Origin of the sequence: Xanthomonas sp. WHRI 1810A (assembly GCF_040202885.1) — a bacterium.
Classification (GTDB): domain Bacteria; phylum Pseudomonadota; class Gammaproteobacteria; order Pseudomonadales; family Pseudomonadaceae; genus Aquipseudomonas.
The window spans coordinates 23,252-36,264 of the sequence record NZ_JBEGED010000017.1 but is presented as its reverse complement, the minus strand read 5'-3'; the positions used below and the strand labels follow the sequence as shown (position 1 = coordinate 36,264).

Sequence of the window (13,013 nt, the reverse complement as noted above, 5' to 3'; positions counted from 1 at the left end):
TTCCTACTGGGCAGCGCCCGGCGTGGCGTCACTGCGTACGCGCCGAGCATCGAGGTTGATCAGAAACGTGTTGGTGCGCTGGGGGGCAACGGTGAGCAACGTGCGCCACTGCGCCTGATCGATGTCGCGATAGCCCACGACCAGCCCGACGTGCCGGGTTTCCATCGCGAGATCGCGGCCCAGCTGCCGCTGTTCGCCGGGCGTGATCAGCACTTCATCCTGGTCAATGAGGTCTGCCCCCAGAGAGCCCTGCGCGCGGTCGACGAGCGAAAAATAATCAGCGCGCAGAAAGTGTGCGGCGTTCTTGAGCTCATAAATGCGCACCCGTACCGGCGCTGGATGGCCCGTGACGCTTGGGTTGAGGTCCGGATCGGCGACCAGATGCAGCGCTACGCGCGTCGCCTGGCTGGCAGTGTCTGGTGGCGGCATCACTGGCGGCTTTTCTGCGCACGCCGTCAGCCACAAGGCGCTGACCGCTGCCAGCAGAATTTTGTAGTACATGCTGCCTGCTTCAGATGGCTCGGTCGTGTGTCTGGAGGTCTGTTTGGTCACGGTTCAGCCCTCGCGCGTACGGGCGCTGTGTTGTTCGTAGGCGCGGCCGAACTCGCGCCCGAACAGCTCAGAAAAATCGTCTTCGGCTTCTTTGGAGATGTCTTCGTAGAGTTCGGTAAATCGCCGCCAGCACTGGGCCGAATGCGAACTGAACAGCTGCATCAGCGGACCGGGGCTTGCCATTCGTGCTTCAAGGCGGGCGGGCTCGAAGCGCTTGAGCAGTGCCTGAATTGAAGCCTCGACGCCGGCCATGACGGCAAGCTGGTGGGCGCGCAAGTCGTCGAAACTGTCATCGATGGCCTGCTCCGGATCCATGAACGCTGGATTGCCCTGGCGCAACAGCAACAGCAGTGCTTCATCGGCATTCGGCGCGAACTTCAGCGGGTTGTTTTCCAGAGGACGAATCAGCGTCTGCTGCATTCGGAATTCCCCCTTGAGGCTGCTGCGGGCACGCAAGATATCGATCAAGCCTTCCACCATCCGCCGATAGCTGCGGCCGATCATTTCCATGTGCCCAGGCAATTGGGCAGCGTCGACCCTCAAGTGCGCCACGCCCGCCCCACGCAGGAACGCCTGGAGCGGATCGCCGGTGCGGGTATCAGGCGCGGGGCCGGGTATCGAGTCCTTTGCAACGGGCGCAGGTTGGGTATCAATCGGGTCTGAAGGCAGCGGTGGTTGAGGGTCGTTGATGACTTGATCGGGATCTGCGTCGGCAATCGTCGAGCGCCCGCCGAGAAAGTCCCAGTCAGCCGGGATCCTGCTGGTTGCCGCTGCCGGTTGCGGACTCACGGGGATCGGCGCGGCAGGCGGACAAAAGTCATGGCGCTCGACCGGCACGTGATCGGATACGGTCTTTGGCGGGACGCTAGCTGGGGTCAGGAAATTGAACAGATCGGACACGGTATTGTGGACCGGTGCAGGGTGTGCTGGATCTGGGGCGAGACATGAAAGGTATTTGCTGGATGCAAGCAAGGCGTCGAAACTCTGCGTGGCACTGACTTCGGAAAGTGCCGGCTCACACAAGCCGACATCAGTATTGATATGCACACTGATTTCATAATCACCGATCCTGATGATCTCACCTTCGTGCAGAGGCTCACTGTTTCCGCGACGCAAGTGAATACCGGCGACCTGGAGTTCAACACCGTTTGTGCTGTTATCTGTAACAAAATATCGGCCGTTCATATATTTTATGACGCAATGTCTCGAAGAGATCAAACGCGCAGGATCCGCTAACACCCAGTCATTATCGAGTCCGCGACCAATTGTCATCTCGCCACTTTTCAAAGTTGTTTCGAAACATTGACCCGGCGTTATTTTGTGATAACTGGTGATGGTCAAGCAGAGCGGCATCGCGCTTCCTTCCCTGAAAAAAATTGGCCAAATCCCTTTAATTCATTGGCTTGCAGCGGCAAACGGGTGCATGCGACAGATGCCGATCCGACCTTAAAATCGGCCCTGACCCTGGTCATTCGTTGAAAAGTCTACACACAGGCCAAACGCGATTTTGGTCATGACTTTGTTATCAGTCACTCTTGTTACGGTCATCACAACTGCCCCAAGAGGCGCGTAGCTTACCTTGACATCAGGGAACTACTGCAACAAAAATATGCGAATTCTTGAACATCAAACGGCATTTATAAGTTCTCATAACACATACCCGTAGGATGCTGATTAAGTTGATGTAGGAAGTTTCTATCATTATTAGTCATCCAGTTCCCGGTCCATTAAGGAAACATGTTTTGTTAGATGTTTTATTGCTTTCGGCAGTATCTTCCAGCTCCCCCTGCGGGGAGGACCTGGAGTACGACGCGGATTTTTTGCAACTGGCGCGGGATGCAGAAGGCAAGCCGGAGCGGACCATGGGCGACGCCGTGCAGCCGGCGGAACCACCGCAATGGCAATTGATCCGGCAGGCGAGCCATGCACTGCTGCAGCGCAGCAAGGACCTGCGGATTGCGCTCTATCATGTGCAGAGCGGGATTGCGCTGGACGGCATCGCAGGGCTGGCGGCGGGGCTGGCACTGATCCACGAACTCCTGCGCCAATATTGGCCAGGCTTGTATCCGCAGCTCGATGCCGACGACAACGATGACCCCACCGCCCGCATCAATGCGCTGTCCGCGCTCGCCGGGGACATTCCACTGCGTCTGCTCGGTGAAAGCTGCCTCACGCGCTCCCCGCTCTTTGGCTCCATCAGCCTTCGTGCGGCCATGAACGCCAATGGTCTGCAGACGGTGCGTGATGAAACCCTCACCGCCGATGAGTTGGCGGCGGCGTTGCGCAGCAGCGATCCTGAATCCCTACGCGGTGTTTACAGCACCCTCAGCCAGGCGGGAAACGCGGCCGAGGCCATTGAGTCCTGCGTGTCTGAGCACATCGGCTCGGCGCACGGGGTTGATCTCTCGGCCCTGAAGACAGTCCTAAGAAATGCGTTGAACATCCTCAAGAATTTCGGCCCCGACATCGCTGACGATTCCGCCAATGAGCCCTTCAACGCAGCGGCGCCGAAACGCCTGCCGACACTTGCCACGCCCTCGATGTCCACTGAAATCGCCACGCGCGATGACGTCCTCCATTGCCTGGAACGCGTTCTGGACTACTACGCCCGCCACGAGCCTTCCAGCCCGCTGCCGGTGCTGTTGAACCGTGCGAAAACACTGGTGCATGCCGACTTTGCAGCCATCGTGCGCAACCTCATCCCTGATGGCGTTTCCCAATTTGAAAACCTGCGCGGACCGGGTGCCGAGTGACGTATATCCAGCGCGTCCGCCAGCAACCAGGGCCAGTTATCAGCACTCGCAAGACCCGATCACACCGATACCGTCGCAACCGCGACCAGGAGCAGCTACGTGGCGAACACCAGTTCTCAGAAATTCATCGCGCGCAACCGCGCGCCCAGGGTTCAGATCGAGTACGACGTTGAGCTGTATGGCGCCGAGAAAAAGATTCAGCTGCCCTTCGTGATGGGGGTCATGGCCGATCTGGCGGGCAAACCTGCCGAGCCCCTGCCCGCCGTCGCCGAGCGCAAATACCTGGAGATCGACATCGATAACTTCGATTCGCGCCTCAAGGCCATGCAGCCTCGCGTGGCCTTTCATGTGCCCAACGAGCTGACTGGCGAAGGCAACCTGACCCTGGACATGACGTTCGAGAGCATGGACGACTTCAGCCCTGCTGCCGTGGCACGCAAGGTCGACTCCCTGAAGCAACTCCTTGAAGCACGCACGCAACTGGCCAACCTGCTGACGTACATGGACGGTAAGACCGGTGCCGAAGACATCATCATGAAAGCGATCAAGGACCCCGCCCTGTTGCAGGCGTTGGCGAGCGCGCCCCAGCCAAACGACGCCGAACCCACTGACTAACAGGACGAATCATCATGAACCCATTGATCCAGGATAATCAGCCACAGTCCGGCACCACCGAGGATGCCACCGCGTTCGCAGCCTTGATGCTGAAAGAATTCAAGCCCAAGACCGAGCGCGCGCGGGAGGCGGTCGAGACGGCAGTCCGGACCTTGGCGCAACAGGCACTGGCGCAAACCGCCCTGGTGTCGAACGATGCGATCACCTCGATTGAATCCATCATTGCCGCCATCGACGCCCGGCTCACCGCGCAGGTCAATCAGGTCATTCATCACCCGGACTTCCAGCAACTCGAGAGCGCCTGGCGGGGCCTGCATTATCTGGTCAACAACACGGAGAGTGATGAACAGCTGAAAATTCGGGTGCTGAACATTTCCAAGCCCGAGCTGCACAAGACGCTGAAGAAATTCAAAGGCACGGCCTGGGATCAGAGCCCGCTGTTCAAGAAAATGTATGAGGAAGAGTACGGCCAGTTCGGCGGTGAGCCTTATGGTTGCCTGGTGGGTGATTACTACTTCGATCAGTCGCCGCCGGACGTCGAGCTGCTGGGCGAATTGTCCAAGGTCTGCGCCGCGATGCACGCGCCCTTCATCGCGGCAGCGTCGCCCACGGTGATGGGCATGGGCTCGTGGCAGGAACTGTCCAACCCGAGGGATCTGACCAAGATTTTCTCCACCCCGGAATACGCTGGCTGGCGCTCGCTGCGCGACTCCGAAGACTCACGCTACATCGGTCTGACCATGCCCCGTTTCCTGGCCAGGCTGCCTTACGGCGCTAAAACCGATCCGGTGGAGGCGTTCGCTTTCGAGGAGGACACCGGCGGCGCCGACAGCAGCAAATACACTTGGGCGAACGCGGCCTACGCCATGGCCGTGAACATCAACCGCTCGTTCAAGCATTACGGCTGGTGCTCGCGGATTCGCGGGATCGAGTCGGGCGGCGAAGTACAGAACCTGCCCGCCCACACCTTCCCCACCGATGACGGCGGCGTGGACATGAAGTGTCCGACCGAGATTGCCATCTCCGACCGCCGCGAAGCCGAACTGGCGAAGAACGGTTTCATGCCGTTGCTGCACAAGAAGAACACCGACTTCGCCGCCTTCATAGGCGCTCAGTCCCTGCAAAAGCCTGCCGAATACGACGAGCCGGATGCCACCGCCAACGCCAATCTGGCGGCGCGGCTGCCGTATCTGTTCGCCACCTGCCGCTTCGCGCACTACCTCAAATGCATCGTGCGCGACAAGGTCGGCTCGTTCAAAGAGAAGGATGAGATGCAGCGCTGGCTGCAGAACTGGATCCTCAATTACGTGGACGGCGACCCGGCACATTCCACCGAAATCACCAAGGCCGAGCACCCGTTGGCCGCGGCTGAAGTCATCGTCGAGGACATCGAAGGCAACCCCGGTTACTACCAGTCGAAGTTTTTCCTGCGACCGCACTATCAGCTGGAAGGACTGACCGTGTCGCTTCGGCTTGTCTCGAAATTGCCGTCGGCAAAAGGCGCGTGATCGCGCCTGGAATAAACCGCACCCACGGATGTGCGGTTCTGGAAAACCTCGTGGCGCAGGCCACATAAGGAGCAAGCATGGCTGTTGATATCTTCATCAAGATCGGCGACATCAAGGGCGAGTCCATGGACACCGCCCACAAGGACGAGATCGACGTATTGAACTGGAGCTGGGGCATGACCCAGTCCGGGAACATGCACGCGGGCGGTGGCGGCGGGGCCGGAAAGGTCGATATCCGTGACCTGTCGTTCACCAAGCATGTCGACAAGGCCACCCCCAACCTGATGATGCATTGCTCAAGCGGCAAGCACATCGACAAAGTCGTCCTGACCGTGCGCAAGGCCGGCGGCGAGAGCCAGGTCGAATACGTGGTCATCACCCTTGAAGAGGTGCTGATCACCTCCGTCGATACGGGCGGATCGGTGAGCCAGGATCGCCTCACCGAAAACGTCTCCCTCAACTTCGCCCAGATCATGGTCGACTATCAGCCGCAGAAAGCTGACGGCACGAAGGAAGGCGGCCCGATCAAATACGGCTGGAACATCCGCACCAATACCAAGCGCTGATTTCTCTAACGCGCCCGGTGGTGAGTCGGGCGCATCCTCATTTGGACTTCTAATGCAGGACGCCAGAAGTATGCGCAAGCCTTCGTTTATCAATCTATGGAATAGCTATCCGCAGTATTCGCATGATGTACCCGCTTGTGATGGCCCATGGATCAATCAATGTGCCATCCGGCTGAGCATCGCTCTTTGCGGTGAGCACACGCTGCCAGTGAACTCATCGACTTATTCGGAGCCCCGCTGTGCTCACGGTCACGGCAGAGGGGCGGAATCGCTAGCCAACTGGCTGTGGAAGAAAACTCAGTTGGGACCGCCAAGGATCTATACCAACCGTGCAGCTGATCGAGCCACGCTGCTGAACAAGACGGGGATTATTTTCTTTAAGGATTTCTACCGGCAGCCTGGCGATGCAGAAGACAGGCCCACCGGCGATCACATCGATCTCTGGAAGCGCGGGGAATATAAAAGTGGCCAATATTTCCAAGCCAAGGTCATTTGGTTCTGGGAGCTTTTGTGATGCGCGCCTCGGTACTGGTGGCGCCTTTAGCGACGATCCTACTCAGCATGACAACCGGCGCCGCGCAGCAAAAGACTGAACTCAGCGCGCCAGTCGATACCATTCTTGCTGGCCGTGCAGTCAGCCTGAGTAATCATCAAGGTATGTGCAAACTGGCGCGTGCCGACACATCCGCCATCGTCTTGGATATGCGGTGGCCGTGCCAGTTCAGCGTCAACCGGCGTCAGGACGTACGCGTAGAAACCTATTTGAAGACCCCCATTCTCATGGTCGAGCGCAGTGAACATCTGCCGCCGCCGAGCCGTGATTGCCGGACCGATGTGCAGGCGGTGCGCTGGTACAAGGAAAAGCTGGAGGCCGCCGAGGCTCAACACATTGCAATGTGCGGCCCAAGTCATTGGGATCAAAAGATGTTTATGGGGGTATTCGACTGGTGAACGCCCTGTCCTCCCGCGAGCGCCTGCAACCCTCGTTGCTCGACCGCCTGACCGACGAAGATCCGGGCAATCCTCACGACGGCCCGGACAAACGCGGCCTTTCGCTGAATCAGCTGAAAGCCTCAGTGCTCCGCGATCTGACGTGGTTGCTCAACGCCACATCCTTGCTCGATGCAGAGGCGACGCGGCATACCGCGGCGGGCAAGTCGGTGATCAATTACGGCCTTCCTGCGCTGGCGGGACACTGCATTTCGAACATCGATGTCCCTGCACTGGAAAGCTTCATTCATCAGGCGATCACGGCCTACGAGCCGCGCATTGTGCCGGGTACTTTGCGGGTCCAAGCGTTGGCGCGTGCCGATCACATGAACGTTAACGCGCTGAGCTTTGAGATTCAGGGAGACTTGTGGGCACAGCCCGTGGCGCTGCCGCTGTTGCTGCGCACCGAGCTTGATCTTGAGTCCGGGCATATGCGAGTGGTCCCCGTCGGACAGCGGAGGCGCGCATGAATCCCCGTCTGTTGGCGCTGTATAACCAGGAATTGCAACACGTGCGCGAAAGTGCGGCGGAGTTTGCCAGGGAATTCCCGAAGATTGCCGGGCGCCTGACCCTGTCCGGCATCGACTGTGCCGACCCTTACGTCGAGCGCTTGCTGGAGGGCTTCGCGTATCTCACAGCCCGGGTGCAGCTCAAGCTGGATGCCGAGTACCCGACATTCACACACAACCTGCTGGAAATCGCCTACCCGCACTACCTCGCGCCGACGCCCTCGATGGCCGTGGTGCAGTTGCACACCGACCTGAACGAAGGCGCCCTCGGCAGCGGCTTTACACTACCGCGCGCAAGCACGCTTCGGGCAAGCCAGGGTCATGACTCGATGACCCGTTGCGAATACCGCAGCACCCAGGCGGTGACGCTGTGGCCATTGACCGTCAGCCGGGCTGAATACTTCGGCAACCCTCACGCCGTGTTGGGGCGACTGGCCGCCAGCGAATCCAACGCCAAGGCCGGATTACGCATCACCCTGCGTACGGGCGCGGGCCTGTCAATCAACAGCCTGAACCTGAACAACCTGCCGCTTTACCTCAACGGCGCGGACGAACAACCCTTCCGCCTGTATGAGCAGTTGCGGGGCAATGTCTGCGCGGTTTTTGCACGCGAGCCGGCGGGCGACTGGGTCGAACGCCTGCCGAATGACGCCCTGAAACCCTGCGGTTTCGACGATGGCGAGGCCGCGCTGCCCGTGGTGCCCCAGGCGTTTCAGGGGTACCGGCTGCTACAGGAATATTTCGCGCTGCCGCAACGCTACCTGTTCATCGACTTCACCGGGCTGACGCGCGCCGTGCAACAAAGCCCTGGCGATGAGCTGGAATTGTTGGTGCTGTTTGATCGCCTTGATTCCAGTTTGGAGAACAGTGTCAGCGCGGCGCAATTCCTACCGTTCTGCACCCCGGCCATTAACCTGTTTCCCATGCGCGTGGACCGGATTCATCTCAATGACGCGGTCAACGAGCACCACGTCATTGCCGACCGCACGCGGCCCACGGATTTTGAAATTCACTCCGTTTCGGGCGTAACCGGGCACAGCACGGGGCCGACGCAGACGTTTTTGCCGTTCTACGCTGTGCGCGACCCCGCATGCTACGGCCGGCAAAACGCGTTTTACCTGCTGCACCGCCAGCCGCGGGTGCTTTCTTCGGAGCAGCGACGCAGCGGTAAACGCTCGACCTACGTCGGCAGCGAAACGTTCATCAGCCTGGTGGACAGCCACCAGGCGCCCTACCTCCAGGGCCTGCGACAACTGGGGGTCAATGCGCTGTGCACCAATCGCGACTTGCCGTTGTTCATGAAGCCGGGCAGCGGCACAACGGATTTCACCTTGGCCGACAGCGCACCTGTTCAGGCCATCCGCTGCGTAGCCGGGCCGAGTCGTCCGCGCGCCAGCCATGCCCACGATCACACAGCCTGGCGCCTGATCAGCCAGTTGTCGCTGAACTACTTGTCGCTAAGTGAGGAGGGTCAAGGCGCCGCCGCGTTGCGTGAAATGTTGCGCCTGTACGGCGACGACAGTGACCCGGCACTGGCGCTGCAAATAGAGGGGCTGCGCGAGGTCAGCTGCAAGCCCTGCACCCGCCGGCTACCGATGCCCGGGCCCATCGTGTTCGGCCGCGGTCTGGAAATCACACTGGAATTCGACGAGAACGCATTTCGCGGCACCGGAGTGTTTCTGCTCGGCGCGGTCTTCGAGCGATTCCTGCAGCGTTATGTCTCCATCAACAGCTTTACCGAGACCGTGATCCGTACGGTTGAGCGCGGCGAAATCGTGCGCTGGAAAGCCAGTCCCGGGCGAAGGCCAACCTTGTGAATACCTTTGAGCAGATGCATGAGCAGCCGTGGGCGTACGATTTTTTCCAGGCCCTGCGCCGGATTGAATGCAGCGCGCCGCTCCGGCCCCGTATCGGTCATTCGCTGCGTTTGGGCGACGATCCATTGCGCCTCGGTCAGCAGCTGGAATGCACGTTTGCGCCGTCGACACTCGCCGCCCTGATCCCGCAGGAAAACGACTCAGCGCCACGCCTGGACCAGTTCTTTTTCGGGCTCGGCGGCCCCAACGGCCCGCTGCCACTGCACCTGACCGAGTTCCTGCGCGACCGACAGCGCAACCACGGCGACGACGCCGGCAAGCGCTTTCTCGACGTGTTTCATCACCGCTTGCTAAGCCTGTTCTACCGCGCATGGGCCGAAGCTCGCCCCACCGTCAGCCATGATCGACCCGACGACGACTACTGGGCAGCGAGGCTTGCGTCGTTCAGCGGTCGCGGGATGCCGAGCCTGCTCAATCAAGGCTTGATTCCCGACGTCGCCAAACTGCACTTCAGCGGCCACCTGTCAGCACAGACCCGTTACCCCGACGGGTTGAAGGCCATCCTGTCGGACTACTTCGGGGCGCCCGTCGCCGTTGAGGAATACATCGGCCAGTGGCTTGAGTTGCCCGAGCGCAGCCGTGTGGGTGTCAGCGCCCATCAATTGGGCGTGGACCTTTGCCTGGGCAGCCAAGTCTGGGATCGCCAGCATGCGTTTCGTGTTCGGCTAGGGCCGCTGACGCTGAATGAATACAGGGGCATGTTGCCCGACGGCGAATCGTTCAAGCATCTGACAGCCTGGGTGGCCGAATACATCGGCTTCGAACTGGACTGGGACCTGAACCTGATCCTGCAGCAACAAGAGGTCCCCGCATTCACCCTCAACGGCCAACTGCGCCTGGGTTTCACCACGTGGCTGGGTGATCCCAGGCGGGATGCTGACGATTTGATCCTCAGCCGCCAACACGCGCATCCGCCTCCATCACCTCCAACAGCACAAGCAAGGAGCACAGCACATGGTTGATATCAGTCGCGCAACGCTGTTCGGCAAACTCAACAGCGTCGGTTACAAAGCGATGGAAGCGGCGACCGTGTTCTGCAAATTGCAGGGCAATCCGTATGTGGAACTGTGCCATTGGCTGCACCAGATGCTGCAACTGCAGGACTCGGACCTGCACCGGATCATCCGCACGTTCGACCTGGAGCCGTCTCGCCTTGCCCGCGACCTGACCGAGGCCCTGGACCGCCTGCCCAGAGGCTCCATCTCGATCACCGATCTGTCTTCGCAGGTTGAAGAAGCAGTCGAGCGTGGCTGGGTCTACGGCAGCCTGATGTTTGGCGAAACGCAGGTACGCAGCGGTTATCTGCTGATCGGCATCCTTAAGACCCCGTCCTTGCGACGCGCGCTGCTGGGCCTGTCTGCGCAGTTCGACAAGGTGGACGTCGACGCCCTGAGCAAACGCTTCAACGATCATATGGGCGATTCCCCCGAAACCGGATTGAGCGGCGGCGATCCGGGCGGCAGCCGCGCAGCACCCGGCGAAGCCAGCGGAGCCATGGCGTCTGGCGCGATGGGCAAACAGGAAGCGCTCAATCGCTACACCGTGGACATGACCGAGCAGGCGCGCAACGGCAGGTTCGACCGGATTCTTGGTCGCGATGATGAGATCCGGCAGATGATTGACGTCCTGATGCGTCGTCGGCAAAACAACCCGATCCTGACCGGTGAAGCGGGTGTCGGCAAAACCGCGGTGGTCGAGGGTTTTGCCCTGCGCATTGTGGCCGGGGACGTGCCGCCTGCGTTGCAGAACGTCGAACTGCGCAGCCTGGACATCGGCCTGTTGCAAGCAGGCGCGAGCATGAAGGGCGAGTTCGAGCAGCGCCTGCGCCAGGTGATCGAAGACGTTCAGGCATCCCCTACCCCCATCATCCTGTTCATTGACGAGGCCCATACCCTCATCGGCGCGGGTGGTGCGGCGGGCACCGGGGATGCGGCCAATCTGCTCAAGCCCGCGCTGGCACGCGGCTCATTGCGCACCGTCGCGGCCACGACATGGGCGGAATATAAAAAGCACATCGAAAAAGACCCCGCCCTGACTCGCCGCTTTCAGGTGGTGCAGGTCAGCGAGCCGTCGGAAGACAAGGCCCTGTTGATGATGCGTGGTGTGGCGTCGGCCATGGAAACGCACCATCAGGTGCTGATCCTCGACGAAGCCCTGCAAGCCTCGGTCAGGTTGTCACACCGCTACATTCCCGCGCGGCAACTACCGGACAAGTCGGTCAGCCTGCTGGACACCGCCTGTGCCCGCGTCGCCGTCAGTCTGCACGCCGTCCCTGCGCAAGTCGATGACAGCCGTAGACGTATTCAGGCGCTTGAGACCGAGTTGCAGATCATCAATCGGGAACAGGCGGTCGGCGTGCCGGTTGGCCGTCGGCAAGCGGAGGTCGAGCCGTTGTTGCTGGACGAGCGCGAACGTCTCGACCACCTGGAAATTCGCTGGGCTAACGAGAAGGCGCTGGTCGATCAGCTGCTGCACCTGCGCGCAGAGCTGCAGAAAGAAAAGCGCCTGAACGACCCTGTTGATGCTTCGGACAAACTCGAGCAAACGGCACAGCGCGAGCAGCTGATTGAGCTGCAGAACCGACTCGTCGCACTGCAAGGCGAAACGCCACTGATCTTCCCTACCGTGGATTATCAGGCAGTCGCGTCAGTGGTCGCCGACTGGACCGGGATTCCGGTGGGCCGCATGGCGCGCAACGAACTGCAGACCGTGCTCAACCTGGATCAGCAACTCAGGCAACGCATCATCGGCCAGGACCACGCGCTGGAGATGATCGCCAAGCGCCTCCAGACCTCGCGCGCAGGCCTGGATCATCCGGGCAAACCCATTGGCGTTTTCCTGCTGGCTGGCACCTCGGGCGTGGGCAAGACTGAAACGGCATTGGCGCTGGCCGAGGCTTTATATGGCGGCGAACAGAACCTCATCACGATCAACATGAGCGAGTTTCAGGAAGCCCACACTGTCTCGACCCTCAAGGGCGCTCCACCCGGCTACATCGGCTACGGCGAAGGCGGCGTGCTGACCGAAGCGGTGCGCCGAAAACCTTACAGTGTGGTGCTGCTGGACGAAGTCGAGAAGGCCCACCCGGATGTGCACGAGATGTTCTTTCAGGTGTTCGACAAGGGCGTGATGGAGGACGGCGAAGGTCGGGTGATCGATTTTAAAAACACGCTTATCGTGTTGACGACCAACGCTGGCACCGAGCTGATTTCCCGACTCTGCCAGAGCCCGCAAGACATGCCCGCGCCCGAACACCTGGCCAGCAGGTTGCGTGAACCGCTGCTGGAGGTATTCCCGCCGGCGCTGCTTGGCCGGCTGGTGACGATCCCGTATTACCCGCTGAGCGATACGATGCTCAAGACCATCACCGGGCTGCAGCTGGAGCGGATCAAAAAGCGCGTCGAGAGCACGCACAACGTGACGTTCGACTACGACGACGAGGTGCTTGAACTGATCGTTTCCCGCTGCACCGACACCCAAAGCGGCGGACGCATAATCGATGCGTTGCTGACCAATACCTTGTTGCCCACGATGAGCCGCGAGTTCCTGACCCGAATGCTGGAATCCAGGCCCATGGCGGACGTACGGATATCGTGCTGCGACGGCACCTTTGCGTATCACTTCAGCGATAAAGCCTAATCAG

At 60.3% G+C, this 13,013-nt stretch carries 12 protein-coding genes; 10 read left to right on the top strand and 2 right to left on the bottom strand.

The features are described 5' to 3' along the window. Positions 1 to 3: 3 nt before the first annotated feature. Together tssJ and tagH are read right to left on the bottom strand one after the other, a co-directional pair. A complete protein-coding gene (gene tssJ / locus ABQX22_RS21755; RefSeq protein ID WP_349801932.1) occupies positions 4 to 501 on the bottom strand; it encodes a type VI secretion system lipoprotein TssJ in 498 nt (165 codons plus the stop codon). Between the two features lie 54 nt (positions 502 to 555). After that, a complete protein-coding gene (tagH, locus tag ABQX22_RS21750; protein WP_349801931.1) occupies positions 556 to 1,905 on the bottom strand; it encodes a type VI secretion system-associated FHA domain protein TagH in 1,350 nt (449 codons plus the stop codon). Between the two features lie 389 nt (positions 1,906 to 2,294). On the opposite strand from tagH, the gene tssA reads away from it, so the two are divergent. From tssA to tssH, 10 genes are all read left to right on the top strand, one after another. Further along, on the top strand, positions 2,295 to 3,305 hold the full coding sequence (tssA, locus tag ABQX22_RS21745; protein WP_349801930.1) for a type VI secretion system protein TssA: 1,011 nt from the start codon (positions 2,295 to 2,297) through the stop codon (positions 3,303 to 3,305). Between the two features lie 99 nt (positions 3,306 to 3,404). Next, positions 3,405 to 3,920, top strand: coding sequence for a type VI secretion system contractile sheath small subunit (gene tssB, locus ABQX22_RS21740; protein ID WP_349801929.1), 516 nt, complete (start codon positions 3,405 to 3,407; stop codon positions 3,918 to 3,920). Between the two features lie 14 nt (positions 3,921 to 3,934). Continuing rightward, positions 3,935 to 5,428 carry a type VI secretion system contractile sheath large subunit gene (gene tssC / locus ABQX22_RS21735; RefSeq protein WP_349801928.1) on the top strand — a complete coding sequence of 498 codons (1,494 nt, stop codon included), beginning with the start codon at positions 3,935 to 3,937 and terminating at the stop codon, positions 5,426 to 5,428. 77 nt (positions 5,429 to 5,505) lie between these two features. Then, on the top strand, positions 5,506 to 5,994 hold the full coding sequence (locus tag ABQX22_RS21730) for an Hcp family type VI secretion system effector (RefSeq protein ID WP_349801927.1): 489 nt from the start codon (positions 5,506 to 5,508) through the stop codon (positions 5,992 to 5,994). A gap of 70 nt (positions 5,995 to 6,064) precedes the next feature. After that, on the top strand, positions 6,065 to 6,508 hold the full coding sequence (locus tag ABQX22_RS21725) for a T6SS effector amidase Tae4 family protein (RefSeq protein ID WP_349801926.1): 444 nt from the start codon (positions 6,065 to 6,067) through the stop codon (positions 6,506 to 6,508). Next, positions 6,508 to 6,945, top strand: a complete 438-nt coding sequence (locus ABQX22_RS21720) for a hypothetical protein (RefSeq protein WP_349801925.1) — start codon at positions 6,508 to 6,510, stop codon at positions 6,943 to 6,945. Before ABQX22_RS21725 ends, ABQX22_RS21720 begins: the two co-directional genes overlap by 1 nt. A gap of 35 nt (positions 6,946 to 6,980) precedes the next feature. Then, positions 6,981 to 7,454, top strand: a complete 474-nt coding sequence (gene tssE / locus ABQX22_RS21715) for a type VI secretion system baseplate subunit TssE (RefSeq protein ID WP_349801924.1) — start codon at positions 6,981 to 6,983, stop codon at positions 7,452 to 7,454. After that, on the top strand, positions 7,451 to 9,310 hold the full coding sequence (tssF, locus tag ABQX22_RS21710) for a type VI secretion system baseplate subunit TssF (RefSeq protein WP_349801923.1): 1,860 nt from the start codon (positions 7,451 to 7,453) through the stop codon (positions 9,308 to 9,310). Before tssE ends, tssF begins: the two co-directional genes overlap by 4 nt. Next, positions 9,307 to 10,332, top strand: a complete 1,026-nt coding sequence (gene tssG / locus ABQX22_RS21705; protein ID WP_349801922.1) for a type VI secretion system baseplate subunit TssG — start codon at positions 9,307 to 9,309, stop codon at positions 10,330 to 10,332. Before tssF ends, tssG begins: the two co-directional genes overlap by 4 nt. Continuing rightward, positions 10,325 to 13,009 carry a type VI secretion system ATPase TssH gene (gene tssH, locus ABQX22_RS21700; RefSeq protein WP_349801921.1) on the top strand — a complete coding sequence of 895 codons (2,685 nt, stop codon included), beginning with the start codon at positions 10,325 to 10,327 and terminating at the stop codon, positions 13,007 to 13,009. Before tssG ends, tssH begins: the two co-directional genes overlap by 8 nt. Positions 13,010 to 13,013: the final 4 nt, after the last annotated feature.